This is a genomic window from Rummeliibacillus stabekisii (assembly GCF_007988965.1).
GTDB classification, from domain to species: domain Bacteria; phylum Bacillota; class Bacilli; order Bacillales_A; family Planococcaceae; genus Rummeliibacillus; species Rummeliibacillus stabekisii.
Window position 1 is genome coordinate 14416 of sequence record NZ_BJVD01000007.1, and the last position, 25085, is coordinate 39500.

A 25085-nucleotide genomic window follows, 5' to 3' on the forward strand; every position below is an offset into this window, starting at 1 on the left:
CTATGTCTACTCATAGGGATTTTTTGCGTCTACGTCCACTTTAAAGGAGGACGAACAGTGAGATTTGATGAAGTTGTTAGAGAAGAAGCAGATGCATATTGGGATGATAGCATGGTACACCCATTCGTGAAAGGGTTAGTACAGGGCACACTGCCAATGGAGAACTTTAAATTTTATATGATGCAGGATGCCATTTATTTAAAGCATTACTCAAAAATATTGGCAATAGCAGCATCCAAATCAGAGACGAACCAGGAAATGGCCTATTATCTTGAATCAGCTAGAAGTATAAATGAAGCAGAACTTGAGCTCCACCGGACTGTTTTCAAAGAACTTCATATTGGAGAACAAGAACAAGCGGAGCTTATTCCTGCGCCGGCCAACAACAATTATATTAACCATATGTATAACGCCGTTCTAAACGAAAGCCTGCCAGTTGCATTTGCCGCGTTGCTGCCATGTCCTTGGTTATACCAAAGTATTGGTGAAGCGTATAAAGATGAAAAACCGACACAGAAGTTATACAGAGATTGGATTGAATTGTATAGCGGTAAAGAGTTTAAAGATCAACTGGACATCCAAAAGCAGATGCTCAATAAGTATGCGAAAGAACACCCAGCTGACCATCAAAAGATGAAAGCATTTTTCCAAATGAGTGCCTATTACGAATGCAAGTTTTGGGATATGGCCTGGTCTTTAGAAAATTGGAAGGAGCTTTCACCTTATGAGCTTGCTTAAAATAAATCAGAAAAATCCTTTAATCCACTGTATAACAAATTATGTAGTAGCAAATTTTACAGCAAACGGACTGCTCGCGATTGGGGCATCGCCAGTTATGGCAGATGAAATCGCAGAGGTAGGAGATATGGTTTCTGTTGCAAGTGGTTTACTTGTTAATATTGGTACCATTAATGGCCGAACAAAAGAAGCAATGATTGTAGCTGGACGCAAAGCGAATGAAGTGGGAATTCCTGTCGTTCTAGATCCGGTAGGCGTAGGCGCCACTGCCTTTCGTCGCGAGACGGTGAAGAATTTATTGAGAGAAATTAAATTTGATCTTATTCGCTGCAATACTGGAGAACTTGCAGCAATCGCAGGTGTCAATTGGGACTCAAAGGGAGTAGACAGCGGCGTAGGAGAGATGGATACCGAGCAGACAGCAAAAGCTATAGCGAAACAGTACAACTGTTTTGTTATTGTCACCGGCGAGGTGGACATTGCAACAAACGGCGAAAGTATTGATTATATAGCAGGCGGTCATGAGCTCATGACGAAGATTACGGGTACGGGGTGTTTGCTTAGCGCTATTTGTACAGCAGCCTTAGCAGTAGAAAGAAATAACCTTTCTATCTTAACCGACGTTTTGAAAGACTATAAAAAGGTTGCCGAGATGGCATGCCAGAAGGAATGGTTAGGTGCTGTTCAACAAGAAGTACTTAATCAATTGCAACAGGTTTCAGGGGGGCGAGCATAATGAATATTGCCATGACTATTGCCGGTTCTGACAGCGGTGGAGGAGCAGGTATTCAAGCAGATCTAAAGACTTTCCAGGAGCTTGGCGTTTTTGGCACATCAGCTATTACGGCATTGACTGCACAAAATACGCTAGGTGTTGAAGGTATATACCCAGCCCAACCAGAATTTGTTCAGCAGCAAATCGAAGTAGTGATGAGGGATATGCCGATAAAAGCGGTGAAAACGGGCATGTTGTTTTCTGCCGAGATTATTGAAGCTGTAGCACATAGTTTGCGAGATAAAGAGACACAATTGGTAGTAGACCCAGTGATGATTGCGAAAGGTGGAGCATTTTTGCTACAACATGAGGCAGTGACTGCGCTGAAAAAATTCCTATTGCCGCGTGCAACTATTCTTACGCCAAACATACCAGAAGCAGAGGTAATAAGCGGAATCGAAATAAAAAGCCCAAAAGACTTAGAAAAGGCTGCAAACGCAATGCTTGCAATGGGTGTTTCATGCGTCATTATAAAAGGCGGTCATTTAGAAGGTAAGGATGCAGTAGATACTGTATTTTTTCAAGATGGTTCGTTCTTTTCAATGCAAACGAAGCGAATTTCCACTGTTCAAACACACGGTACAGGATGCACCTTCTCAGCAGCGTTAACCGCTTTTTTGGCACAGGGCTTCTCTTTAAAAAGTGCCATAATAGAAGCGAAAAAATTCGTCCATTTAGCTATTCAACATCCATTAAATATAGGGAATGGACATGGTCCTACAAACCATTTTGCGTATAAAAAATTAAGCGGCAACTGTGAGGTGACAATTAGTGAGGAAAGAGGATTTAGCAGTTTATCTGATTATGGGCACGCAAAACTGCATTGAACCACCCCTCCAAGTGCTCGAACAAGCATTACAGGCTGGTATCACAATGTTTCAGTTGCGTGAAAAGGGTGAAGGGGCATTAACTGGCAAAGATCTTGAAATGTTTGCGCGTGAGTGCCAGAGGCTCTGCAAGCAATATGAGATCCCATTTATTGTCAATGATCATATCGAATTGGCTTTGAAGATAGAAGCGGATGGTGTGCATATCGGGCAAGAAGATATGGAGCTGGAAAAAATACGGCCGGAATTTAAGGGGAAGATGATTGGTGTATCAGTGCATACAAAAGAAGAATTGGTGCAGGCAGTGGATCAAGGTACAGATTATGTCGGGATTGGCCCTATATATGAAACGAAGTCTAAACAAGATGCCAAGAAGCCTGCAGGAGTAGCTTTTTTACAACAAGCTAGAATTTTGTATCCAAACCTCCCTATTGTGGCTATCGGTGGTATTACGGTCGAGAACGCACAGCCGTTAAAAGAGAGCGGAGCAGATGGTGTGGCCGTCATTTCAGCGATCTGCCAAAGTGAAGATTGCAGACCAGTGATTGGATCCCTTCAATCTATTTTTAAAGCATAATAAAAGCTGCATGAAATGTCTTAGCGACAACTTCATGCAGCTTTTTTAGTTCATGTATTATTTTGTTTCCTCTTGATCAATCCAGCTATAGCTTAGCTCCTCTGCTTTACCATGCTCATCTGTCTCGATTCGAACCGTTTTGTTTTCCAATTTGTTTTGAGATTTCGCTTCATCATCTAACTCAAAGTCATGCGTTTTCTGGAATGTTTTATTGCCATTTGGCGTTTGAAGAGTTAACCCTTTTGAATCGTTTTTAACGAGTTTGCCAATGATCTCTTTTTCATCGCCATCTCTATCATATACACCATCCTGATCTGCGAGTGTTTTGTCTGTTGGCTTAACACTTTCTGCAACGGCTTTATTTGTGGATACTTCCACAACCACTTGCTTGTCTTGCCAATCTCCTTTCATACCTTTTTTGTCGCTTTCAAATGATACTTTTTTTTGAATGGCTATTTGCTTTCCATGTACCTCTAAGGTAATCTCGTCGTTATTTTCTTTTACATATTTTCCTACTAGATCAAAGTCACCTTCTGATGAATCATTTTTATCTGGATCCTTTGAAAGGTTTTTTAGAGTTTTTAATTCGGTATTTTCATTACTGCTTGTACTTGTATTACTGCTCTCAGTTTGTTTAGGCTGAGAACTGTCCTTTTGAGGGCTTGTGCTTTTGGTATCATTGCCGCACCCTGCTAAGATAACCCCTGCTGCCAGAAATAGTGATGCTTTTGGTAGATACTTTTTCATATTATTGTTCAATTGACTTCACTCCCTAAACAATAGTATTTCCTTTTTCTTTAAAAGTGAAACGTAAAAGTTAGATTTAACAACAGAAGCAGGAAATAGTATGTGGTAGATAGAAGTTAACTAGAAAGAGTTATATATAGAAGGGAGTACAAAAACATGAAGTTAGTAATTCGGAAAATGAGTTATCCAGATATCCAAGAGGTCCAAGAAATCGCGCAGACGAGTTGGCATTCAACATACGAGGGAATCATACCGCGTGATGTGCAGGATCGGTTTCTTGCACAAGCATATAATCCAGACATGTTAGAAAAAAGATATTCTGGATCTCCTTTTTATGTGGCTGAACAAGAGGGAGTAATCGTTGGTTTCGCCAATTACTCGAATATACAGACTGGCCAATGGGTTGAATTGGCTGCCATCTATCTTCATCCTGAATATCAGAAGCAGGGGATAGGGACTGCTCTTTTACAAAAAGGCATTGAAGATTTGAAGCCAGCGTATGTATGCATAAATGTAGAAAAAGATAATACAATCGGTATGAACTTTTATAAGGCAAAGGGGTTTAAAGTAGTAGAGGAATTTGAAGAAGATTTCGATGGGCATCAATTACAAACGGTGCGGATGAAGTTAGATGTTAAAGAGGGAGAAACGTATGAAAAATCATCAGTCCAACAAGCTCCATTTTCAAAGAATTGAAGAGAATGAGCGCGCTAAGTATGTATCCTATTTGAAGCTAGCCGATGAGGAAGCAATAGTGCGTACTTATTTAAATAAAGGTGTACTTTATGGCATATGCAGCAATGAGGAGACTATCGGTGTGGCGCTATTTATAGAAATAGACGAGCATACGATTGAATTGAAAAATTTAGCTTTAGAAAATGCTTGGAGAGGGAAAGGGTTAGGTAAAGAAATTATAGCTGAATGTACGTTCCTGTTCACACAAGCTGGTTTTAAAAAAATGATTGTGGGAACGGCTAATTCTAGTATTGATAACATTGCTTTTTACCAAAAATGTGGCTTTCGTTTATCTGGGGTGAAAAAAGGCTTTTTTGCTGCGTATCCTACCCCTATTTATGAAAACGGGATTAGAGCGCTGGATATGGTAATGTTTGAGAAAGAGCTATGATAAGAATTTGGAGGTTATAACTATATGAAAGTGGGTATAACGGGCGGTTCCGGATTTGTAGGGAAAAGGCTAGCAGAGCTGCTACTGGAGATTGGCCATGAAGTTTATATCCTGACAAGAGGGCATTCAAAAAAAGAAAATGGAATAACCTATGTGAAGTGGCTTGGTGAAGAAGATGCTCCTGAAAAGGAATTGGATTCAATCGATGCATGGGTTAACTTGGCAGGAAAATCGATTAATGATGGGCGTTGGACAGAAACGCATAAAAAAGAAGTAGTAGATAGCCGTATGTTAGCCACGGAGGAATTAATCCGCATTATCAAAGCAGTCTCATATAAACCGACTGTACTTGTTAACGCGAGTGCGATTGGCATCTATCCAGCTTCTACGACAGCTAGTTATACCGAAACATCTACAGAAAAGGCAACAGATTTTCTAGGTGGAACAGTTCAAAAATGGGAAGGTATGGCGAATAGAGCAGAAGAGGCAGGAGTAAGGACAGTCCTAGCCAGATTTGGCGTAATTCTTGGGGATGAGGGCGCATTACCGCTTATGGCATTGCCTTATAAGTTATTTGTAGGCGGTACAGTAGGAAGCGGAAGACAATGGGTTTCCTGGGTTCATGTAGACGATGTTGCTCGTGCAATCTTATATGCAATTAACACCTCATCTTTAAAAGGGCCAATTAATGTCACAGCGCCTACCCCACTTAGAATGAAAGATTTTGGTCGTGCAATTGGTGAAGTTTTAAGGCGGCCTCATTTTCTTCCTGTCCCAAGCTTTATGATGAAGCTATTGCTGGGCGAAAAAAGCACAATAGTACTCGAAGGCCAAAACGTGTTCCCTCAAGCGTTGTTAGATTCAGGGTTTAATTATAAATACCCAACAGCAGAAGAAGCGCTACAAAATATACTGGGTATATAATACTATATAAATTATTTATTGTATGTATGTAATAGGTATTACATTATGGTATAATTTATTAAAAAATAAAATAAATAAGTACTATATTGATGCTAAAATAAAAGGTGATGACAGTATGCTAGATTTTATAAAAAAGAATAATGTAAAAATGAGCGGTGAAGGAGAACAAGCTATCATTTTTGCCGCGGGTTTTGGCTGTGACCAAACTATGTGGCGCTATGTTGCACCGCAATTTGAAAAAGAATATCGCGTCATTTTATTTGATTATGTAGGAGCGGGAAAATCTGATTACTCTGCATATCAATCTGAAAAATATAAAACCTTAGAAGGCTATGCGCAGGATGTAGTGGAAATGTGCAAGGAGCTAAGACTGAAGGAAGTCATTTATGTTGGGCATTCTGTCGGTGCTACGATAGGTATGCTTGCATCACTACAAGAACCGGCGCTTTTTAAGCAGCTAATCATGCTTGGACCATCTCCTTGCTATATAAATGATTTGCCTTCCTATAAAGGTGGATTCGAACGAGAGGATTTAGATGGGCTTTTCGAAATGATGGAGCTTAACTACATTGGCTGGGCTAACTATCTTTCTAAAGTGGTCATGAAAAATTTGGAAAGACCAGAGCTTGCTGCTGAATTGGAGGGAAGCTTTTGCTCCACAGATCCACTATGTGCAAAAGAGTTTGCAAGGGCTACTTTTTTATCTGATTATCGCCATGTGCTTCAACAAGTAACTGTTTCAACGTGTATTTTACAGTGTAAAGACGATTCAATAGCACCGAAAGAGGTAGGCATATATATGAATGAACATATAAAAGAAAGCGCTATCTTTTTTATGGAGGCAACTGGACATTGTCCACATGTAAGTCAGCCGGAAGAAACAACGCAGTTAATTTTCTCATGTCTAGCGAATATTTAAGAGGTAGATGATTAAGTATGAATGAACAATTAAATTATGCCCCCTGTAGTTATTTACTGCTTGCAGAAAATGGGCGAATTTTGGATGCTAATTTTATGCTACTTCAATTGCTTGAATTTGAAATGTCTGAACTCAAAGGAAAGTCCATTCAGTCCCTTTTGACGGTTCCAAGCCAAACGTTCTATCAATTATTCGTATTGCCAATTATTGAAATGGAAGAAAGCGTAGAAGAAGTGTACATATCTTTAATGTCAAAGACAGGCAAAGAAGTTCCTGTTATTATGAATGCAATAAAGCAGTTAAACGATGGGGAAATAACAATTTCGTGTGCCATGATAGCAATAAAAAAAAGGCGTGAATACGAAAAAGTGATATTAGCAGCTAAGAAGGAAGCTGAGGAAAGAAATATCGCTAAGAAAAAGGCAATCCAGGAACTAAACGGATTACGCAAAGAACTGGAGAATAAGCAACAGGAGTTAATCGGTATGAACACCATGCTTCAAGAGCTGGCGATGACAGACGAGCTTACAGGTTTGCATAACCGAAGGGGTTATTCAGAGAAGATGGTAGAATGTATCAGTCTATTTAATAAATCAGGCAACCCTTTTTCCCTATTAATTATCGATATTGATCATTTCAAGAAAGTGAATGACACATTTGGCCATCCGATAGGTGACCAAGTGTTAAAAACAATTTCCCAAATGATTCAAGAGAAGATAGGCGGCGAAGATATTGCGGCTAGAATTGGCGGAGAGGAATTTGCTGTAATTTTGGGAGAGGCCAATCAGAGAAAGGCTTTAGAGGTAGCAGAGGGTCTACGCGAATATGTAGCTGGTTCATTATGGACGATTCCTACCGTCACGATCAGTATAGGAGTAGCGACAGCGACAAGGGGCGTTACTGAGCAATCAATTCAAGCGCGTGCAGATGAAGCACTTTACACATCAAAAGAGAAAGGGCGCAATATGGTAACGCATGTAGCAGAGATTTATATGTAAAAAGTGAAAAGACGATTTTTTGTGAGCAGGGGGGCAAAAAAATCGTCTTTTTATATTAATAGGAATGGTAGCTGTCTTATTTTTTAAAAGAGAACATTTTAAATAGTTGTAATCTCTTTTTATCAATAATTTGTAATTCTTCTTTAATGATATGATGTTCATGTTTGGCTAACCATTGTTTTAATTCATGTTTATCCTTGCAGTTTGTTAGGTAAATTTGTCCTTCTGTACCAACAGCATTTACGGTATATCGGTTGTTTGTTTGTCTCATGTTAGCCACCTTTAAAGAGTAGTTATAGGGAACTTGTAAGTCGCTGCCTTTTTCTTCGTAAATCAATCTGTCATGTATAATATATGATATTTGAAGTTATTGTCAATACCCAAATGATTGATATAATCATATGCAGTTAAAGTAAAATTATTCGCATAATTCTAGTTAGCATGTGGTAATATATGAGATAAATTTAAATCAATCCGCGTTTAAAATAGGATGTCGGAAATTTCAAGAAAATAGGAGTAGCGATAGTGAAAATAAAGAGAAATATAAATCCATCTAAAACGTTGGTGCTCGGTTTTGCGATATTAATTTTGTTAGGCGCAACTCTTTTATCTTTGCCAGCTGCAACGGAGAATGGTGAGGGATTGCCCTTTTTGAAAGCCTTATTTACAGCTACGTCCGCGACGTGTGTTACAGGCTTAGTCGTGGTAGACACTGGGAGTACATTTTCTCTTTTTGGCGAGTTAGTCATTCTTTCTTTGATCCAAATCGGCGGACTAGGATTCATGACCTTCGCATCTTTTATTTTTATGCTACTAGGAAAGAGAATTTCCTTGAAAGAAAGGTTGGTATTAAAAGAGGCTATTAATGTAAATGACTTTACAGGTATTGGGATTCTGGTGAGAAGGATATTGCTTTTTACAGGTGTAATTGAATTATCGGGCGCTCTTCTTTTAGCGATTCGTTTTTCGTACGATATGCCAATTGGAAAAGCTATTTATTACGGAATCTTCCATTCCATTTCAAATTTTAATAATGCTGGTTTTGATTTATTGGGAGGATTTCGTAGTTTGACATCTTATGTGGATGATCCCGTCATTGTTCTAACCATCTGTGTTCTAATAACACTAGGAGGAATTGGCTTTATTGTAATGAATGATTTGTATGAGTATAGAAAAACAAGGAAACTATCCTTGCATACAAAGATTATGCTAATCACATCTATATCTCTTACGCTTTTCGGGACAATAGCTATATATTTGCTTGAACTTGGCAATACCAAAACACTTGGTCCACTTTCACCATTAGGTCAAGTATTGGGTGCGTTATTCCAATCTGTAACTTCTCGTACTGCAGGCGCCAATACATTGCCTATAGGAGATTTAACGCACGCAACGTTGTTAATTATGATGTTTCTTATGTTCATTGGAGGAGGATCAGGTTCGACTGCAGGCGGTATCAAAGTAACAACCTTTGTCGTCTTAGTTGCAACAGTTTGGAGCCAAATAAAAGGGCGAGAAGATATTGTGATTTTTAAGAAAAGACTGGTAAAGGAAATCGTATTTAAAGCATTCACAGTAGCAATGTGTGGTTTTGCTATAGTTGCTTTTGTCACCTTCATATTAAGCATTACAGATACAGGGCATTACTTTATTATGTATTTATTTGAAGCAACATCAGCTTTTGGAACGGTAGGTTTGACAATGGGTTTAACAACTGAACTTTCACCGATCGGCCAACTGCTCATTATACTCACGATGTTTGCAGGGAGACTAGGTCCACTTACAATTGGTATTGCCATTACACGGAGACGCCAAAAAGAAACGTTCCATCGACCAAAAGGTAATATTATGATCGGTTAATGAATAGGAGTGAAAATGATGGTAGTTAGACAATACGCAGTCATTGGATTAGGTAGATTTGGAACAAGTATCGCACGCAGGCTGCATGAGGCTGGCCAAGAGGTGTTAGGTATCGATATTAATGAAGAACGAGTCAATGATGCTGAACAATATGTAACAGAAGCTGTTATTGCAGATGCTACGGAGAAGAAATCGCTTGTTTCATTAGAAGTTGATACGTTTGATTGTGTCATTGTAGCAATTGGTGATGACTTACAAACAAATATATTAACAGCGATGCTTTTAAAAGAGTTGGGTGTTAAAAAGACGATTGCAAAAGCCCTTGGCCGACGTCATGGAATTCTTTTAGAAAAAGTAGGTGTTGATTGGGTTATTTATCCGGAACGAGATATGGGCGAGAGGGTAGCGAACCAACTGTTATCCCCTAACATGCTAAATTATATTGAGCTTTCTAAAAATTATAATATCGAAGAAATAGTCATACCTAAGCACATGGAAGGTAAGACATTAAGGGAACTTGATATCCGTGCAAAGTATAATTTAAGTGTTATCGCATTGTTGCGGGACGGAGAAATCATTGTTACACCACCTGTTGATCAACAATTCGAAAAAGAAGATCTTCTGGTAATGATTGGTCATAGAGACGATTTGGCGAAATTTTCGAGTTTATAGGTTGTGTGTTTGAATTTCCGAGAAAGTAGGTAAAGGTAGATAGAACTACTAGAAAGGATGATAAACATATGGCACAACAAATAACAATACAGCTGCAGGATGAAGAGATGACACAACTGGAAGCGAAGGCAAAAGAGCAAGGTTTGCCACTAGAAGAGTATGTACGTCGACTTGTTGAGAATAATCTATTAGAAGAAAAACAATCTAATCCATCTGTAAGCGGTACAAGTGATGGCGACCAAATCGAAATTGCTGCAAATGAAGCGGTTTCTTCTGAAGGCAAACGCCGACAAGCATTAAGCAATGAAAATGATGTGAAGTTTAACGAATATTCTAGTACAGATGGAAGAACAAATCCGTAAAAAGAACTGCAGGCTATGGCTTGCGGTTTTTTATATAATGAAGGACATTCCTATGAAGACATGTTTAATAGAAAACGATAAGAAGGGGGGAAATCAGAAAGCAATATAATTACTAATTAAGCGATAAGTATATAAATATCTAAAAAATTTCAAAAAAAGAGTTTAATAATTTGGTCCGCGGGAATATAAATAATGAGCTTAACTAAGAAAGAATAAGTTCAAAAAAACATCAAAATACCAAACATACTAGGAGGAATTTAAAATGGCTAAAGACAATAAAGAACGTAAAGATGCAAAAATGACAGTGGAAGAAGCAGGACGCAAAGGCGGAGAAACAACAGCTGAAACACATGGCCGTGAATTCTACGAAGAAATTGGTAAAAAAGGTGGAGAAGCAACAGCAGAATCACATGGTCGTGAATTCTACGAAGAAATCGGTAAAAAGGGTGGAGAAGCAACAGCTGAAAACCATGACCGTGACTTCTATGAAGAAATCGGCAAAAAAGGTGGAGAAGCAACAGCTGACAACCATGATCGTGATTTCTACGAAGAAATCGGTAAAAAAGGTGGAGAAGCTACTTCTAAAAACCATGACCGTGACTTCTATGAAGAAATTGGCCAAAAAGGCGGAGAAGCTCGCAGCAACCAACGCTCTGATAGCGATGACAACGACGGCAAAATGAGCCGCGAAGAAGCTGGCCGTAAGGGCGGAGAAGCTCGTGCTCGTAAAAACCGCAAAAAATAAGACAGAGATTAATCAATAATTAATTAATCTCTATCATTACTAGGTGTATTTATTTTAGCACACAAAAGTGAAAATTACTAGGTAAGAGTGTTTGTGAGGATTTATTCCTCACAAACACTCTTTTTTTGTGTCAAAAATAGTATTTTTTAATATTTAGAATGATTTTTTTTATTGTGATGAATATTTTCCCTTGAATTTACATATTACTTCGTATATATTATATCAAGTTTGATTTTTATTGACGGGCTTGGCCCATTTCTTGCGAACGAACATTTTGAGGAGTTAATGCATTATGCAAGCACAGTACACATCACAACATTTTCAAGAACTTATTCAATCAATTATGGAAGTCGTTAATATAGGAAAAGAACTTAGAGAAGATCAATCAGGAATTAATATGAGCTATAATTTTATTGGAGATTATGTTAGTTTTGATCCATCTCGTTTGTTGAAGGCAAATGACGAACTAACACATAGAGTTTCAATTGAAGAATATGTAAAAGCCATTACGATTCATGAACTTGGCCATGCTATGGACAGGGATGCTTTGCTAGCATCGTTGACTAGAACTTTTGAGATTTTTGACTTAAAGGAGTGCCATACTTTTGATGAGTTTTATGCTGATCAAACATTAATGAGTGTGCTTATAGAAGAGCATGAAATGAATATAGTATTTGAAGAAACAGCATGGGAGAACGCAGAAAAGTTAAATCGTCTTTATCAACTTGTTGAGGAAGAAAGCTTTCATCTAATAAAAGAACATAGTTTATCTACTTATCGCAAATTATATCAGGAAGATTTGGAACACTTTCAAAAACTTCAAAGTGTGCCAAGTTTACAGCCTGCCTAATGAAAAAAAGCCCCCATATGGAGGCCTTTTTTATTGTAGAGAAAAAATTACCCTTTTTTAGGTTCCACATTCGTAAGAATAATTTTGCTCTTAGGGATGCTCGGAATGTCTGACATGCTATAGCTTAAATCTTGTGGGGGCATTGTATATGTTAATTTGTTTACTAGATAATCAAGGCAGACCTTCAAAATCTCTACCGTTGCCCATTCACCAGCACAGCGATGTCCCATTACAAAATCACCGCCACCTTGTGGAATAAATGAAAAAGGACTTTCCTTCCAATCTTTAAATCGTTCAGGTAAGAACTTATCAGGATTTTCCCACTCATCAGGATCATGGTTTGTTCCATATAAATCTAATAGGGTAAGTGTACCTTCTTCAAAGTCATACCCCTTCCACGTAAAGCTTTCTTTTGTTGTGGCTCCTGTGAACGGGAAGAAAGGATAAAAGCGTCTTACTTCTTGAATGAACATTTGCGCATACGCTGGATCACCTGTTTCAAGTTTTTTTCGGTCTTCTGGATAATTGTGTAGAGCTAGAGCTAAAAAGTTTACAAAAATAGAAACAGCTACAATCGGGCGCAAGATGTTTAATATTTCGACCGCAACCACATGCTTATCCAATAAGTGATTATCTAAATCACGATGTGTAGCAAAAATCGATAAAATAGAATCCGCTGAAACGGTCACCTTTTCTTCCCGAATAGCCTCTACTAACTCAATGAGTGATTTTTCAATTCTATTACGTGACATTCTGCCACCCCAATTACGAGGACCTACTGCCGCTGGTGTCTCAAATAAAGATGTTAAATCTTTCGAAAGCTTTTGTATTTGGTCTTTTGATAGAGGTACACCTGCCCACTCACATGCAACTTTGGTCAGAAGTAATTGCATTTCTTCAAATAAAACGACCTGTTCTTGGCTTCGCCATTTGTCTACAGCCATAGCGAATTGCTGGCCGGTGATATCTGCAAGCTGTTGTAGCCGTTCCTTTGTCATAACGGACATAAACATTTTTTTTCGATGTGTATGTTCTTCACCATCAAGTCCTTGTACACCGCCTTTTCCAAATAGGGTTTGAATAACCCGTTCGGGTACGACCCCGTGACGAATAAATTTTTTATTATCGTAGAATAATTCTGCTGCTTCTTTGCCACTTAGACAAATTGCCTTTTTTCCAAGTACTCGCGTCTCAAAAACTTTGGAATTCAGCGTATTACGGCGATTTGCTAAAAATAAATAGCCTTCTTTTAATAAACTGAGAGTGTGATCAACGCCTTCTTCTTTGGGTAAAGTATTTTCATTTGGCATCTGTAAATTCATCCTCCTAAAACGCATGATTACTTAATATAAAGTGTTCCCTTTTTTACATAAAAAAAACTGCATTAAACTTATTTGAAGTTAATTTTCTATGTCTTTTTTATGAGGCATAAATTATCGCTATTTGTAAATAGTAATAATAAACGCTTTGGAGGTGATGATGTGACAAGGAATAAATTAATATGGATTGCTGTTTGTGTTCTAGTCATCTCCATTGGTTACGCTACCTTAAGCAAAGCGGAAAATAAGGGACGGCAATACTATGAGCAAACAGGACAAGTACTGTGGGATGTGAAAACAGATGAAAAAATGATTGCATTAACTTTTGATGATGGGCCAGATCCAACATACACGCCGGAGATTTTAGATGTGTTGTCAAAATATAATGCGAAGGCCACTTTTTTTGTGCTGGGCAAAAGCGCAGAAAAGCACCCAGATATTATTAAGCGTCAATACGCTGAAGGCCACGAATTAGCAAACCATACTTATTCACATCCGTATAAGGTCAATAGCAAGACATTAGTGGAAGAATTGAACCAAACGAATGAAATAATTCACAATATCACCGGGTTTACACCAAGTCTTTTTCGACCGGTTGGCGGCAATTACAATGACCAAATGATACGGATAGCACAAAAAGAAGGCTATAAAGTCGTGATATGGTCATGGCATCTAGATACACAAGATTGGAAAAATCCTGGCGTTAACAAAATTACTAAAAAAGTATTAAATGGAGCGAGACCAGGCGATGTTGTACTATTCCATGATGGAGGCGGGAATCGGAAGCAAACTATTCAGTCTCTTGAGGTCATCTTAAATAAATTGCAGAAAAAAGGGTTCAAGTTTGTGACAATATCAGAATTAATGGGTAATATAAAGAAGGAAAATAATGAAAAGAGTTTAGAGGAGGAATTAAAGTGAAAGTCGTAGCAATTGTCGGAAGTATTCGAAAAGAGTCTTATAATTTAATGTTGGCACAATATATCGAGAAAAAGTATTCTAACCAATTTGATTTAGAAATTTTACGTTTAAATGATATCCCAATGTACAATCAGGATACAGAAAATGAGCCACCACAATCGGTGATTGATTTTAAACAAAAAGTAAAAGAAGCAGATGCTGTTCTTTGGGTAACTCCTGAGTATAATGCTTCTATTCCAGGTGTACTTGGTAATGCGATTGACTGGTTATCTCGTGTTGACCAAGTAATGATTGGTAAACCATCTCTTATTATGGGTGCTTCTATGGGCAACTTGGGCACAGTTAAAGCGCAAGGACATCTACGCGATATTTTATTTGCCCCAGGCTTAGGTTCTCCAGTTCTTCAACGAAATGAAGTATATGTGGGAGCAGCACACAATAAATTCGATAGCAATGGAAACTTAACTGATGAGAGTACAGTGAAGTTTTTAGATTCTGTTATCGAAAACTTCATCGAATGGATGAAATTATACGTATAACGTTTAAAACAGCATAAATTTGCCTTTATAGATTCTAAAAAAGATCCCTCGCCTATATATAGTAATAATGAATATATAGTAGGGGGATTTTTAATGCTTAGAAAATATTCAGCACATGTTATTCAATTGCTCTTGTCTGTTGGCTTTATGTATTTTGGCTATTTGAAGCTGACCGCACATTCCATGCATGTTTCAAACTTTACGGAAGTATTTGGCTACGGAAAAGTAATCATGTACGGCGTGGGTGCACTCGAAGCAACTTCAGGGGTAGGCCTATTGCTTGGCTTCTGGAAAAAAGGTTTTGTGCCAATTTCTAGCTGTATCTTGGCTGCATTGATGGCAGGTGCCGTTTCCACACATTTAATTGTTGGACAAGGCTTGGATGTCGCTATTAAACCATTCATCCTTTTCGTCTTATCTGCTGTCATTTTTTTAATAGCTACGAGGGAAATTCCGAAAGTATAGAGCTGTCCTATGACGGCTTTTTTTATTGGAAGCAGGAGACAAGGCTACGTTTAGATTTAACAAAAATGGGAAGTGATATAATGAGACAAAAAAGGAGAGATGCCAACATGAAATATTCTGCAAAAATTTTAAGCTGTTTTGTCGCTGTTGGCTTGCTGACGGCATGTTCAAGCAATACTGACAAGAGTGCAGATCACCGAAATAATGATGAAGATAATCAAAAAACAGGACAAGTAGAAAAAAGTGACAATGACAAAAAAACAAATGAAACAGGTAGCACAAACACATTAGGTGGCACAGAGCCTGAGGCGGATATGGAAAAGGCGAATAAGGTAGAAGGGCAAGGCAATAAATCGAGCGATGATTCTTCTTCAAGTACGTCTAAAACGGGAAAAGAAGTAGACAAAACAAATAGTACAGTGGTTGAATCCATCCGGAAACAAATAAAAACAAACTTACCAGTGATGCTGCCAACTGATTTACCAGTAGAAGGCGGTAAATATTTGACTGCAAAAGTGCAATCAAATAACAATAATTACTCAGTTGTCTATTACCAAACGGACAAAGAAGTACCGATTAATGATGAATCTGTCAAAAAGTTAAGTAAAGACGATGTGATTGCGAAATTTACAGGACATCAATATGCGAGCACTGACGAGGCTTCCGACCAAATCGGTTTTGAAGAGTACAGTAAAGCCGGTGGGGAAAAAGTAGATCTAGGACATAACATTACAGGCTATCAAGATGCAGGTGCAGGTTCATTGTGGATTGGTTGGAATGAAGGTAGATGGTCACTTGCTGCTCGTACGACAACAGACAAGCCAAAAGATGGACTTGAACTTGCAAAGCAAGCCGTAAATTATTTAGAAGACAATACGTTGCCAGCACCTAAAGACCACGGTATGATTCACCTATCTGCCAAAAAGTCATCAGGTAACTTTGTGAAATGGCAAAATAATGGTGTCGTGTATTCATTAGAAAGAATAGAAGATTCAATGGATATGTTAAAAACCGCTACATCAGTGAAAAAAGACTAGAAATAAAGGGGAGGCTCATACAAATGAGTCTCTTTTTTTTTCTTCAAAATAACCTATTTACTTTTAATAAAAATGGGAGTAATATTACGGCACGCTTCATAATTTGATTGTCAGGCTACGAGCTAAAGAGATGCTTTTATAGAGCGGCGAAACTCATTGTAAAGCTTTTTTAGCTTAGGTCGGCCATCTTAAAAAAAGAGAAACTGAGGCTTGCATGGCTGCATAATATCTACAAGGAATTTATGCTCCTGCAGGTTATTTCTGCCTGCTTATAAAACAAGGTTATGAAGCGATACGCATCCAAAGTAGGTGTTTTTATTGAGAATTTCAGTAAAACGAATGTTAATTGGCAAACCACTAAAATCAACAGAGCTAGGTGAGCAAAAACTGAGTAAAACAAAGGCGCTCGCTATTTTGTCATCAGACGCGCTATCTTCTGTTGCTTATGGGCCTGAACAAATATTAATTGTTCTAATGGCATTGGGGGCAGCAGCGTTTTGGTACTCCATCCCAATTGCCGTGTTTGTCGTGGTTCTGTTAGTGGCGCTTATTTTATCATACAGGCAAGTCATTTTTGCCTATCCGCATGGTGGGGGGGCCTATATTGTTTCTAAGGAAAACCTAGGGATAACTGCGGGCCTTATATCTGGCGGTTCATTATTGGTCGATTATATTCTGACAGTAGCGGTAAGTGTATCTGCAGGAACAGATGCTATTACATCGGCATTTCCAAGCTTGCATGAATATAATATAGAAATCGCCATACTATTTCTTTTGTTTTTGACAATCATCAACCTGCGAGGAGTAACAGAATCTGCTTCAATCCTTGCATATCCTGTGTATCTCTTTGTTGCAGCCCTTATTATACTAATTGTCACAGGTATTTATAAAATCTTGACTGGGCAATTTTCGCCTAATCTCCATGCGGCAATTGGTACGCCAGTTGCGGGAGTCAGCTTATTTATACTGCTGAAGGCTTTTGCTTCAGGTAGTTCCGCTCTTACAGGAGTTGAAGCCATTTCAAACGCGATTCCTAATTTTAAAAAGCCTGCTCCTGTCAATGCAGCCAAAACTTTATTGGTTATGGGCGGATTGTTGGCTGTGCTGTTTGCCGGGATTGTTTTCTTGGCTTATTATCTAGGGATTGCGCCGGATCCAAAGGAAACTGTTGTATCCCAAATGACAAGAGACGTTTTTGGACGGTCATGGCTTTATTTCTTTATCCAAGGAATTACAGCGCTCATTTTAGTATTAGCGGCTAATACAGGCTTCTCAGCTTTTCCGCTATTAGCGGTCAATCTTTCGAAAGACAAATACATTCCAAGAATGTTTCAAGTAAGAGGTGACCGTTTAGGCTATTCAAACGGCATCATTATGCTGGGCGTATTTGCCATGTTACTTATTCTTGTTACACAAGGATCTACAGAAAAATTGATCCCTTTATATGCAGTCGGCGTGTTCATACCGTTCACATTGGCGCAAACAGGTATGATGGTGAAATGGTGGCGAGAAAGGCCTAAAGGATGGCAAGGGAAGTTTTTGATCAATACAGTCGGCGCCTTTATTTCATTTGTTGTTGCGGCGATTTTCTTCTTAACGAAGTTTGATCATGTGTGGCCAGTGCTCATCTTTTTGCCAACATTGATTTATATTTTCCATAGGATTAAAAATCATTATGATTTAGTTGGCGAACAATTACGCGTAAATAAATTAACAAATGAACTTCCACGTATTGATGGAAATGTTATTTTAGTGCCGGTTGGAGGCATTAGTAAGGTAGTAGAACATTCTATCAGCTACGCAAAGTCATTGTCTCCAGATCTGTTAATTGCTATTTATGTAGCATTTGATAAAGAAGAATTGCATGCGTTTGAGAAAAAATGGGAAAGTAGATTTCCGGATGTTAAGCTTTTAGCTCTTTATTCACCATATCGGAGCATCGTTTCCCCGTTAACGAAAGCCATTGATAAAATTGAACATAAGGCTAACTGTGAAAACCGACAAGTGTCGATTATTATTCCACAGTTCATACCGAAAAAAGGGTGGCAAAATATATTGCACAACCAGTCTAGCCTATTGATCCGAACATGGCTTTTGTATAAACGAAATGTAGTGATTATTTCAGTACCTTATCATCTGACTAAATAAGAAAGTTTCAAAATGATAATAATAGGGTATATATAAGCATCTGAAATTTTGGGCATATTAAGTGAAGAAAACGTATAAAGCGCAAGGATACACTTTTCGCCACAAGTAAGGAGGCTTTACCCAATGAGATATTTACTGTTTTATGCTGGCCTGCTCTTATTGATTATTGGGCTGGCACATCCGCTTGGTATTGTTGAAGCTAATCTATTTAAATATATGTTGTACACCGGCATTATAGCGTTCGGTATAGGTGTACTATTATTGCCAGGTGAAATGGAAAATAGAGAATAGGACGATTGAGCGCCTTATTCTTCTGATAGGAAGAAGCTGCTGAGGAAGCAGCTTCTTTTTTTGCGTACGAACTATAAAATTAGTAGTATAGTTATTATAACATTCAGTTAATTGAGAGAGGAGAGATAAGTTGAATAAATCTGCTGCAGTAAAAATGGCCGTTTCTATGGCGATATTTGGATCTGTCGGTTTTTTTACAATCCATACTGGTATTCCAGCTGAGGAGCTAGTTTTTGTCCGGTGTATTTTTGCAACTCTTTTTTTAAGCGCAGTTTGGGCTTTGACAGGTGGTTACAAAAGCGAAACATGGAGCAAAAAAGAGATGCTTTACACAATTATATGCGGCGTATTTCTTGTATTGAATTGGGTCTTTTTATTTAAAGCCTTCCATGATATGGCCATTTCACTCGCCATCTCTATCTATAATGTAGCGCCCATTTTTTTACTTCTTTTAGGAAGTGTTTTTCTAAAGGAAAAAATGTCGATTGGTGCAGTATTAGCAGTAATCGTCTGCTTTTTAGGAAGCTTTTTGATTGTCGGCACAAAGCAGTTTTCTTCATTCAGTATGTTGATGGATTCGGGATTTGTCTGGGCCATTCTTTCAGCCATCTGTTATGCGATGACAATGTTTATTGGGAAGGGGATTAAAGAGCTTAGCACTTATGCTTTAACGTTTATTCAAACATCTGTTGGTATTGTGATGCTATTGCCGTTTATGGATTTTGGAGTCTTTAATGGTTTGAGCGGTTTAAATTGGTTTTATATTTTAGGGACTGGCATCATTCATACTGGCTTTGTATATTATCTCTTCTTTGATAGTTTACGTAGCCTTCCAGCCATCATTGTGTCTGCCTTAGTGTTTTTAGATCCGCTTGTAGCTATTTTGCTTGATATCACTATTTTGGATTTTAGTCCAACCATCTGGCAAACGCTTGGCATGATTCTTATATTTGGAGGCATTCTTTATACACTAAAACAGCCGGAAAAAAATACAGATAAAAAAGAAGCTGTCCAGGAAGCTAGTTGACTTCCTGAACAGCTTTTGTTCACTATAATGGTTTAACCATGAGCACATGCTCTATACCTGCATCTAAAAAGACGTCTGATTTAACTTCGTAGCCAAGCTTTTCATAAAAACCCTGCGCTTGCACTTGTGCATCTAATTTCGCTTTTTTAGCGCCCAGTTCTTTCGCTTTGTCTTCACAAGCTTGGATGATTAAGCGCCCGATTCCATGTTCACGGTATTCTTTTGATACGGCAACACGTTGAATCTTTCCATAGTCTTCAAGTAAGCGAACACGTCCTGTACCTACAGCGATATTGTCATCAGTAGTGACAAGAAAATGTTTGCAGTTGCCGCCAAGATGATCTTGATCATCTAGTTCTTCCTCCGCTGGCACCTTTTGTTCGTCTACAAAAACCTTTAGACGGATATCAAATTCTCTTTGCAAATCTTCTTGTGTAGTAACTTCAAATACTTTCATCTCAAAACCCCAACTCCTCTTTTGCTCTATTATAGCTAAAAAAATTTTCAGAATATAGATTCTACACAAAAAAGAATTAAGAAGCTAGTTTTAATCCGACAGCTGCAGTCAAAATCATGATGATGAAAAGAATACGACGCCAATTGGTCGACTCGCCAAAAAAGATCATGCCAACCAAGGCGCCGCCAACTGTACCGATTCCAGTCCAGACGGCATAAGCAATCCCCATCGAAACAGTGTTCATGGCATATGACAATAATAAGAGGCTGACACCGAAGCTGATAATTAGGAGCAGAACCGTCGACAGTTTTCGATCTAATTGAAAACGGTTCATCATTGCAACTCCAAAAACTTCACAAAATCCAGCCAATATAATAGCAACCCAAGCCATTATGAATCACCCTCCGTCTCTGTTGATGCTGGCGTGACCAATTTTAGGCCTATTACTCCTGCCATTAAAAGAAGTAGCAATACAATTTTTATAGCATTAAGCGATTCACCAAATACAAAAGCACCTACGAGTACAGTGCCTGCTGTCCCTAAGCCTGCGAAAACAGTATAAACAGTCCCAACAGGCAAATATTTGCCTGCTACTAATAAAAGATAAAAAGTAAAACAAACAGCAATGACAGTCACAATCCATGCAAGTGGCGTGTGGGCATGTTTCAAGCCGACAACCCAACCTACTTCAAACAATACTGCGATTAAAACAATTAACCAATGTCTAAGCATAATATCTCCTTTCATGGAAAAAAGCCTGAAGAATACTGATGCGAACATCAGTAATCTCCCAGGCTTTTCTCCTTCCGTGGCATAGCAATTGCTATGTGATTTCTCTCGGACCAGACCAAATCACATTGCGGAACCCTAGAAATCAATCATTTATTTAATTAGCCTTATTCTAACAAATCATTTAGCCAAATTCAAACCACAATCCTTTTTGGCACAGTAGCGAAAAATCAGTTAAGATAGAGTAGTTATACAAAGTAGAAAGGAAGACTTACGATGAATCAAACTTCTTCACAGATTGAGGAAATTAGCACATTTAAGTTAATGTGGCAGCTGACTCGGCCCCACACATTAACAGCTACTTTTTCACCAGTCATATTAGGGACAGTACTTGCGCTGTTCGATATTAAAATAAATTGGCTTTTATTTATTGCGATGTTGGTGTGCTGTTTATGCCTCCAAATTGCTACAAACCTATTCAATGAATATTACGATTTCAAACGTGGTTTAGATACGGCTGAATCAATTGGGATTGGTGGTGCGCTTGTTCGTCATGGGACGAAGCCAAGTACTATATTGAATTTTGCCTTGATACTATATGCATTAGCTGTCGTTATAGGTGTATATATCTGTATGGAAAGCAGCTGGTGGCTAGTTGTTATTGGTCTTATAGGTATGGCAATCGGTTACTTTTATACAGGTGGGCCTTATCCGATTGCTTATACGCCATTTGGTGAATTATTTGCAGGGCTCAGCATGGGTTTTGCATTTGTATTGATATCTTACTATATTCAAACAGGGGATATTAGTTTAACAAGCGTTCTAGTTTCCGTCCCTCTTGGCATTTTAGTCGGTGGTATTAACATGGCAAACAATATTCGCGATATCAAAGAAGACACAAAAGGCGGACGAAAAACGTTAGCAATACTAGCAGGGCGTGAAAAAGCAATTAATATATTAGGCTGGTCATTTATCGTTTCATATCTTTGGATGATCGTACTCATCCTTTGTGGTATTGTCAGTCCTTGGTTGTTGGTTGTGTTGATTAGTGTACCAAAACCTATTAAGGCCATTAAAAGCTTTAAAGAAGCAGAATCTAATCCGCCAAAGTTGGGCCTAGCGATGAAGTCCACAGCTTTGACGAATACGCTTTACGGACTACTTTCTTCTGTAGGCTTATTACTTAGCTATATCACGGGATATTAAAATTTGCCGGGAGGTGTTTTGATGGGAATGACGAAGAAAGAAGCGAGCGCCAATTATATGCGGAAACACCAAGATATATTGTCTTGCCCTCTTTGTCAAAAAGAGATGAAGGTCACAGAGGAGTCCACCGTGATCTGCGAAAATCGCCATACATTTGATCTGGCAAAGCAAGGCTACGTTAATTTTATGACTCATCCTGCTCCATCTATGTACGGCAGTGAACTTTTCAATGCAAGAAAAAAGGTTATTGATAGAAATCTCTATCACTTGATGTATGAAACAATCGTTGAGCAGTTGAATCTTTATGAAAAAGATTTGACTGTATTAGATACAGGCTGCGGTGAAGGCTCCCATCTGGTAAAAATAAAAGAAGCTTATGAGCAGTCTGGGACATACAAAATGCACGCTGCTGGAATTGATATTGCTAAAGAAGGTATAGTGGCTGCTGCCAAAAATTACGGTGGAATGATGTGGTATGTGGGTGATTTAGCTAAAAGCCCATTTAAAGACCAAAGTTTCGATTGTATCTTAAATATCCTTTCGCCTGCTAATTATAGTGAGTTCCAAAGGCTTCTAAAACCCGATGGAGTCGTGGTCAAAGTCGTGCCACAAAGCGGTTATTTGAAAGAATTAAGAGATCAATTCTTTGTAGATGAAGATAAAAAGACATATTCTAATGCCAAAACGGTTGAACGATTTAAAGAACAGTTCAAAGAAGTAACGGTCGCTCGCATCACAGCAACCTTGCCGCTTGAAAAAGAACTCGTACCAGATTTAGTCCATATGACACCGCTTGGCTGGCATCAAAAGGAAGATATAAACGAGAAATCATTAAGTAAGGTAACTATTGATTTGGACGTATGTATCGGCAAGTTTTAATGAAATGCTGGTATAAGCTGAATTAGAAGCTAAGAAGAACAAACTTAAAGATAGAAATAGAAGGCGTCGATTTCTGTAGGAATAGCTTGAGCTGAAATTCCCACAGGTACGTAGTGACGAGAAGACTGTCACGGAATACAAAATAATAAAAAGATAAACCGAACAAATGTGAAATTATCACATATAGTTCGGTTTTTTCATTACCTTATTTTTTTGTCATAGTCACTTTTAATGTGCTTTCTTTTTCGCACGTCGTTTCACAAGGATTGAGATGCCATTCCAGATGAGCAATAAGACAATGGCTCCACTAGTGTCTAAGAGTACATCTTGATAGGAAGCGGTACGTCCTGATGTAAAATACTGATGAAATTCATCTATCACCGCTAAAAGGCATGCTGCCAAGACAGCTAAGACAAAACGATACTTTCTTCTTGGTAAAGCAATATATACAGCAATCCCAATGGCACCAAATGTAAAGAAATGGGCAGCTTTTCGACATAGGAATTCAAGGAAATAATAGTAGCCTCTTGTATCTACAGAGATATCCATCCCATAGTAATAGAAGTGAAGTTTTGATAGTAAACCTCTGAATGGTTCATTTGGAAAATATGCTTGCAAGGTAGGGACAATAGTTTGCTGCTCATAGGATTGGCTTGAAGAAATAAAGATAGCCAAAATTAGAATAAGGAGCGGGATATATTTTTTCATATAAAAACAGTAACACACTTATAGTAAAAATTCATAGATTTTATGTAAACTTTCACTAGCTATCAAAAAATGATATGCTAAAAAAGCTCTTTATTTTTAATAAAGGCTTCGGTCAGTAAACCAGCTATAATTAGCGAAGGCTTGCTGCCGTAAGAGCAGGATAAAGGAAGTGTTAAGAATGCCAGGACGTAATGATCCATGCCCATGCGGGAGCGGAAAGAAATACAAAAAGTGCTGTGCGCAAAAAGCGGCTATAACAGTAGAAGATGTTTATATAGAGGAATTAGATCGTGTATTGCAAACTTTTTACGATGTGTATCCGTTAAGGAAAGACTATCAATCTTATATACAAATGGCGGATGAATGGAAAAAAAGCCTCTCCCCTTACTTAATTGAGGAGATGACAGAGGCCATTGTAATGGATTATTTCTTTTTCCATGAACGTACTGATATATGGACAAGTTATTTAGAGAAAACTAAAAAAGAAATGGTTCGACCTAAAACAATTGAAGTTCTAGAGACATGGAATCATCCGTATATGATTCTAGCTAGAGTTGTTGGAGTAGAGGACCACTATATTGTTGTTGAAGACATACTGACTAGAAAGCAAGTAAAAGTAAGAAGAGAAGGCGAAAAACCAGTTCCGCTGGATGTCCATGTTTTCTGCTTTATCTTGCCAGATGGTTCTGGAATGGAAGAGAGCTATTTAGCCATTTCAAGCATGATCTTCTTCCCGAAAGACCAACAACAGGTATTTGATACGTGGATCACGAGTTTTAAAGAACAAGAGCAAAGTGCAGAAGATTTCTACAAGGCACATTCAATTGAATTGTGGGAGAGCTTAGGGGAAAATGGCTTTGACGGTTTAGAGTTTACTGATTTCGAAGCAGATGTATTCTTAAAAATAGAAGCATTCTTGGAAGAACGAAATCGTCCATGGGAAGAACTTGTAGATATAGTAGAAGACTATGTAGTTGAAATTCAGCCAAAAGCCCGAAAAGCCGTCGCCATCGCTGCAGGTGCCATCCGTTTTGGTAGCGAGGCAGGGCTATTCGAGCCTGTTGGAATGACAATCAAGGAAATAGCGGAGGAGTTTGGAGTTTCTGCTTCTTCTCTAAACAAATATTATAACGAAATAAAATCTTACTCAGAAACACGCGTGGCACAATAAAGAAAACTTTCATAAAGAATGTAAAAAAGCCTATTGGAAATATAGGCTTTTTGCATATTATTTTATAT

At 38.3% G+C, this 25085-nt stretch carries 31 protein-coding genes and 1 riboswitch; of the genes, 24 read left to right on the plus strand and 7 right to left on the minus strand.

All coding sequences use genetic code 11. The features are described from left to right. Nucleotides 1-57: 57 nt before the first annotated feature. Genes tenA through thiE form a run of 4 tightly spaced genes read left to right on the plus strand, consistent with a single transcriptional unit; the run spans nucleotide 58 to nucleotide 2917 of the window. Nucleotides 58-738: a thiaminase II gene (gene tenA / locus RST01_RS11525; RefSeq protein ID WP_147196959.1), complete on the plus strand. Its 681-nt coding sequence runs from the start codon at nucleotides 58-60 to the stop codon at nucleotides 736-738. Continuing rightward, nucleotides 725-1474: a hydroxyethylthiazole kinase gene (gene thiM, locus RST01_RS11530; RefSeq protein ID WP_147196961.1), complete on the plus strand. Its 750-nt coding sequence runs from the start codon at nucleotides 725-727 to the stop codon at nucleotides 1472-1474. The genes tenA and thiM overlap by 14 nt, the downstream gene beginning before the upstream one ends. Continuing rightward, a complete protein-coding gene (thiD, locus tag RST01_RS11535) occupies nucleotides 1474-2340 on the plus strand; it encodes a bifunctional hydroxymethylpyrimidine kinase/phosphomethylpyrimidine kinase (protein ID WP_147196963.1) in 867 nt (288 codons plus the stop codon). The genes thiM and thiD overlap by 1 nt, the downstream gene beginning before the upstream one ends. After that, nucleotides 2285-2917 (plus strand): thiamine phosphate synthase, encoded by a 633-nt coding sequence (gene thiE / locus RST01_RS11540; RefSeq protein ID WP_147196964.1) that lies wholly within the window; start codon nucleotides 2285-2287, stop codon nucleotides 2915-2917. The genes thiD and thiE overlap by 56 nt, the downstream gene beginning before the upstream one ends. A 57-nt stretch (nucleotides 2918-2974) precedes the next feature. On the opposite strand, the gene RST01_RS11545 is transcribed toward thiE, so the two are convergent. Then, nucleotides 2975-3676 (minus strand): hypothetical protein, encoded by a 702-nt coding sequence (locus RST01_RS11545; RefSeq protein WP_147196966.1) that lies wholly within the window; start codon nucleotides 3674-3676, stop codon nucleotides 2975-2977. A gap of 144 nt (nucleotides 3677-3820) precedes the next feature. On the opposite strand from RST01_RS11545, the gene RST01_RS11550 reads away from it, so the two are divergent. From RST01_RS11550 to RST01_RS11570, 5 genes are all read left to right on the plus strand, one after another. Next, nucleotides 3821-4360: a GNAT family N-acetyltransferase gene (locus tag RST01_RS11550; RefSeq protein ID WP_147196968.1), complete on the plus strand. Its 540-nt coding sequence runs from the start codon at nucleotides 3821-3823 to the stop codon at nucleotides 4358-4360. Next, nucleotides 4317-4790 (plus strand): GNAT family N-acetyltransferase, encoded by a 474-nt coding sequence (locus RST01_RS11555; protein WP_147196970.1) that lies wholly within the window; start codon nucleotides 4317-4319, stop codon nucleotides 4788-4790. Before RST01_RS11550 ends, RST01_RS11555 begins: the two co-directional genes overlap by 44 nt. Before the next feature lie 24 nt (nucleotides 4791-4814). After that, nucleotides 4815-5714: a TIGR01777 family oxidoreductase gene (locus tag RST01_RS11560; protein WP_147196972.1), complete on the plus strand. Its 900-nt coding sequence runs from the start codon at nucleotides 4815-4817 to the stop codon at nucleotides 5712-5714. Nucleotides 5715-5829: 115 nt separating this feature from the next. After that, on the plus strand, nucleotides 5830-6633 hold the full coding sequence (locus tag RST01_RS11565) for an alpha/beta fold hydrolase (RefSeq protein ID WP_147196974.1): 804 nt from the start codon (nucleotides 5830-5832) through the stop codon (nucleotides 6631-6633). 17 nt (nucleotides 6634-6650) lie between these two features. Then, entirely contained in the window at nucleotides 6651-7631 is a 981-nt protein-coding gene (locus RST01_RS11570; protein ID WP_147196976.1) for a sensor domain-containing diguanylate cyclase, read from the plus strand. A 76-nt stretch (nucleotides 7632-7707) separates the two neighbouring features. Here the strand turns inward: RST01_RS11570 and RST01_RS11575 are convergent, their stop codons facing one another. Further along, complete coding sequence (locus RST01_RS11575; RefSeq protein WP_066790465.1) at nucleotides 7708-7902, minus strand: hypothetical protein; 195 nt, start codon at nucleotides 7900-7902, stop codon at nucleotides 7708-7710. A 251-nt stretch (nucleotides 7903-8153) separates the two neighbouring features. Between RST01_RS11575 and RST01_RS11580 the strand changes: the two genes are divergently transcribed. The 5 genes from RST01_RS11580 (at nucleotide 8154) to RST01_RS11600 (ending at nucleotide 12120) form a co-directional block, all read left to right on the plus strand. After that, nucleotides 8154-9491, plus strand: a complete 1338-nt coding sequence (locus RST01_RS11580; protein WP_184117600.1) for a TrkH family potassium uptake protein — start codon at nucleotides 8154-8156, stop codon at nucleotides 9489-9491. An 18-nt stretch (nucleotides 9492-9509) separates the two neighbouring features. Continuing rightward, nucleotides 9510-10163: a potassium channel family protein gene (locus tag RST01_RS11585; RefSeq protein ID WP_147196980.1), complete on the plus strand. Its 654-nt coding sequence runs from the start codon at nucleotides 9510-9512 to the stop codon at nucleotides 10161-10163. A gap of 68 nt (nucleotides 10164-10231) precedes the next feature. Then, the gene (locus RST01_RS11590; protein WP_147196982.1) at nucleotides 10232-10525 is read left to right on the plus strand and encodes a plasmid mobilization protein; all 294 of its coding nucleotides are present in this window, start codon (nucleotides 10232-10234) and stop codon (nucleotides 10523-10525) included. A gap of 262 nt (nucleotides 10526-10787) precedes the next feature. Further along, nucleotides 10788-11270 carry a KGG domain-containing protein gene (locus RST01_RS11595; protein ID WP_147196984.1) on the plus strand — a complete coding sequence of 161 codons (483 nt, stop codon included), beginning with the start codon at nucleotides 10788-10790 and terminating at the stop codon, nucleotides 11268-11270. Nucleotides 11271-11562: 292 nt separating this feature from the next. After that, nucleotides 11563-12120: an integrase gene (locus tag RST01_RS11600; RefSeq protein ID WP_147196986.1), complete on the plus strand. Its 558-nt coding sequence runs from the start codon at nucleotides 11563-11565 to the stop codon at nucleotides 12118-12120. A 47-nt stretch (nucleotides 12121-12167) separates the two neighbouring features. On the opposite strand, the gene cypC is transcribed toward RST01_RS11600, so the two are convergent. Further along, entirely contained in the window at nucleotides 12168-13430 is a 1263-nt protein-coding gene (cypC, locus tag RST01_RS11605) for a CYP152 family fatty-acid peroxygenase CypC (protein ID WP_147196988.1), read from the minus strand. 171 nt (nucleotides 13431-13601) lie between these two features. Between cypC and RST01_RS11610 the strand changes: the two genes are divergently transcribed. The 7 genes from RST01_RS11610 (at nucleotide 13602) to RST01_RS11635 (ending at nucleotide 19867) form a co-directional block, all read left to right on the plus strand. Further along, a complete protein-coding gene (locus RST01_RS11610) occupies nucleotides 13602-14360 on the plus strand; it encodes a polysaccharide deacetylase family protein (RefSeq protein WP_244946710.1) in 759 nt (252 codons plus the stop codon). Continuing rightward, on the plus strand, nucleotides 14357-14899 hold the full coding sequence (locus RST01_RS11615) for an NADPH-dependent FMN reductase (protein WP_147196992.1): 543 nt from the start codon (nucleotides 14357-14359) through the stop codon (nucleotides 14897-14899). Before RST01_RS11610 ends, RST01_RS11615 begins: the two co-directional genes overlap by 4 nt. Nucleotides 14900-14992: 93 nt before the next feature. Further along, nucleotides 14993-15364, plus strand: coding sequence for a DoxX family protein (locus RST01_RS11620; RefSeq protein WP_147196994.1), 372 nt, complete (start codon nucleotides 14993-14995; stop codon nucleotides 15362-15364). Between the two features lie 107 nt (nucleotides 15365-15471). Then, the gene (locus RST01_RS11625) at nucleotides 15472-16401 is read left to right on the plus strand and encodes a hypothetical protein (RefSeq protein WP_147196996.1); all 930 of its coding nucleotides are present in this window, start codon (nucleotides 15472-15474) and stop codon (nucleotides 16399-16401) included. Between the two features lie 339 nt (nucleotides 16402-16740). Beyond that, on the plus strand, nucleotides 16741-18549 hold the full coding sequence (gene kimA, locus RST01_RS11630) for a potassium transporter KimA (protein WP_371859448.1): 1809 nt from the start codon (nucleotides 16741-16743) through the stop codon (nucleotides 18547-18549). Nucleotides 18550-18672: 123 nt separating this feature from the next. Then, nucleotides 18673-18840 (plus strand): hypothetical protein, encoded by a 168-nt coding sequence (locus RST01_RS16025; RefSeq protein WP_158512605.1) that lies wholly within the window; start codon nucleotides 18673-18675, stop codon nucleotides 18838-18840. Nucleotides 18841-18970: 130 nt separating this feature from the next. Further along, entirely contained in the window at nucleotides 18971-19867 is an 897-nt protein-coding gene (locus tag RST01_RS11635) for a DMT family transporter (RefSeq protein WP_147197000.1), read from the plus strand. Between the two features lie 22 nt (nucleotides 19868-19889). On the opposite strand, the gene RST01_RS11640 is transcribed toward RST01_RS11635, so the two are convergent. The 3 genes from RST01_RS11640 to RST01_RS11650 all read right to left on the minus strand — a co-directional run bounded on the left by RST01_RS11640 (nucleotide 19890) and on the right by RST01_RS11650 (nucleotide 21056). Further along, nucleotides 19890-20324, minus strand: a complete 435-nt coding sequence (locus RST01_RS11640; protein ID WP_147197002.1) for a GNAT family N-acetyltransferase — start codon at nucleotides 20322-20324, stop codon at nucleotides 19890-19892. A 76-nt stretch (nucleotides 20325-20400) separates the two neighbouring features. Beyond that, nucleotides 20401-20715, minus strand: coding sequence for a DMT family transporter (locus RST01_RS11645; RefSeq protein WP_147197004.1), 315 nt, complete (start codon nucleotides 20713-20715; stop codon nucleotides 20401-20403). Then, entirely contained in the window at nucleotides 20715-21056 is a 342-nt protein-coding gene (locus RST01_RS11650) for a DMT family transporter (RefSeq protein ID WP_147197006.1), read from the minus strand. The genes RST01_RS11645 and RST01_RS11650 overlap by 1 nt, the downstream gene beginning before the upstream one ends. 53 nt (nucleotides 21057-21109) lie before the next feature. Beyond that, a riboswitch (guanidine-I (ykkC/yxkD leader) is annotated at nucleotides 21110-21206 on the minus strand. Between the two features lie 123 nt (nucleotides 21207-21329). Between RST01_RS11650 and RST01_RS11655 the strand changes: the two genes are divergently transcribed. Both RST01_RS11655 and RST01_RS11660 read left to right on the plus strand, forming a co-directional pair. Further along, a complete protein-coding gene (locus tag RST01_RS11655; protein WP_147197008.1) occupies nucleotides 21330-22259 on the plus strand; it encodes a 1,4-dihydroxy-2-naphthoate polyprenyltransferase in 930 nt (309 codons plus the stop codon). 21 nt (nucleotides 22260-22280) lie between these two features. Next, nucleotides 22281-23138: a putative RNA methyltransferase gene (locus RST01_RS11660; RefSeq protein WP_147197010.1), complete on the plus strand. Its 858-nt coding sequence runs from the start codon at nucleotides 22281-22283 to the stop codon at nucleotides 23136-23138. A gap of 228 nt (nucleotides 23139-23366) precedes the next feature. Here the strand turns inward: RST01_RS11660 and RST01_RS11665 are convergent, their stop codons facing one another. Continuing rightward, nucleotides 23367-23846, minus strand: a complete 480-nt coding sequence (locus RST01_RS11665) for a VanZ family protein (protein WP_147197012.1) — start codon at nucleotides 23844-23846, stop codon at nucleotides 23367-23369. 178 nt (nucleotides 23847-24024) lie between these two features. On the opposite strand from RST01_RS11665, the gene RST01_RS11670 reads away from it, so the two are divergent. Further along, nucleotides 24025-25017: a YecA family protein gene (locus RST01_RS11670; protein ID WP_147197014.1), complete on the plus strand. Its 993-nt coding sequence runs from the start codon at nucleotides 24025-24027 to the stop codon at nucleotides 25015-25017. The last annotated feature ends 68 nt before the right edge of the window (nucleotides 25018-25085 follow it).

Coding starts and splice junctions, on each gene's coding strand:
- thiM (WP_147196961.1), top strand. CDS start 725: ATGAGCTTGCTTAAAATAAATCAGAAAAATCCTTTAATCCACTGTATA.
- thiD (WP_147196963.1), top strand. CDS start 1,474: ATGAATATTGCCATGACTATTGCCGGTTCTGACAGCGGTGGAGGAGCA.
- RST01_RS11550 (WP_147196968.1), top strand. CDS start 3,821: ATGAAGTTAGTAATTCGGAAAATGAGTTATCCAGATATCCAAGAGGTC.
- RST01_RS11555 (WP_147196970.1), top strand. CDS start 4,317: ATGAAAAATCATCAGTCCAACAAGCTCCATTTTCAAAGAATTGAAGAG.
- RST01_RS11560 (WP_147196972.1), top strand. CDS start 4,815: ATGAAAGTGGGTATAACGGGCGGTTCCGGATTTGTAGGGAAAAGGCTA.
- RST01_RS11565 (WP_147196974.1), top strand. CDS start 5,830: ATGCTAGATTTTATAAAAAAGAATAATGTAAAAATGAGCGGTGAAGGA.
- RST01_RS11570 (WP_147196976.1), top strand. CDS start 6,651: ATGAATGAACAATTAAATTATGCCCCCTGTAGTTATTTACTGCTTGCA.
- RST01_RS11575 (WP_066790465.1), bottom strand. CDS start 7,902: ATGAGACAAACAAACAACCGATATACCGTAAATGCTGTTGGTACAGAA.
- RST01_RS11585 (WP_147196980.1), top strand. CDS start 9,510: ATGGTAGTTAGACAATACGCAGTCATTGGATTAGGTAGATTTGGAACA.
- RST01_RS11590 (WP_147196982.1), top strand. CDS start 10,232: ATGGCACAACAAATAACAATACAGCTGCAGGATGAAGAGATGACACAA.
- RST01_RS11595 (WP_147196984.1), top strand. CDS start 10,788: ATGGCTAAAGACAATAAAGAACGTAAAGATGCAAAAATGACAGTGGAA.
- RST01_RS11600 (WP_147196986.1), top strand. CDS start 11,563: ATGCAAGCACAGTACACATCACAACATTTTCAAGAACTTATTCAATCA.
- cypC (WP_147196988.1), bottom strand. CDS start 13,430: ATGCCAAATGAAAATACTTTACCCAAAGAAGAAGGCGTTGATCACACT.
- RST01_RS11620 (WP_147196994.1), top strand. CDS start 14,993: ATGCTTAGAAAATATTCAGCACATGTTATTCAATTGCTCTTGTCTGTT.
- RST01_RS11625 (WP_147196996.1), top strand. CDS start 15,472: ATGAAATATTCTGCAAAAATTTTAAGCTGTTTTGTCGCTGTTGGCTTG.
- kimA (WP_371859448.1), top strand. CDS start 16,741: ATGTTAATTGGCAAACCACTAAAATCAACAGAGCTAGGTGAGCAAAAA.
- RST01_RS16025 (WP_158512605.1), top strand. CDS start 18,673: ATGAGATATTTACTGTTTTATGCTGGCCTGCTCTTATTGATTATTGGG.
- RST01_RS11640 (WP_147197002.1), bottom strand. CDS start 20,324: ATGAAAGTATTTGAAGTTACTACACAAGAAGATTTGCAAAGAGAATTT.
- RST01_RS11645 (WP_147197004.1), bottom strand. CDS start 20,715: ATGGCTTGGGTTGCTATTATATTGGCTGGATTTTGTGAAGTTTTTGGA.
- RST01_RS11650 (WP_147197006.1), bottom strand. CDS start 21,056: ATGCTTAGACATTGGTTAATTGTTTTAATCGCAGTATTGTTTGAAGTA.
- RST01_RS11655 (WP_147197008.1), top strand. CDS start 21,330: ATGAATCAAACTTCTTCACAGATTGAGGAAATTAGCACATTTAAGTTA.
- RST01_RS11660 (WP_147197010.1), top strand. CDS start 22,281: ATGGGAATGACGAAGAAAGAAGCGAGCGCCAATTATATGCGGAAACAC.
- RST01_RS11665 (WP_147197012.1), bottom strand. CDS start 23,846: ATGAAAAAATATATCCCGCTCCTTATTCTAATTTTGGCTATCTTTATT.
- RST01_RS11670 (WP_147197014.1), top strand. CDS start 24,025: ATGCCAGGACGTAATGATCCATGCCCATGCGGGAGCGGAAAGAAATAC.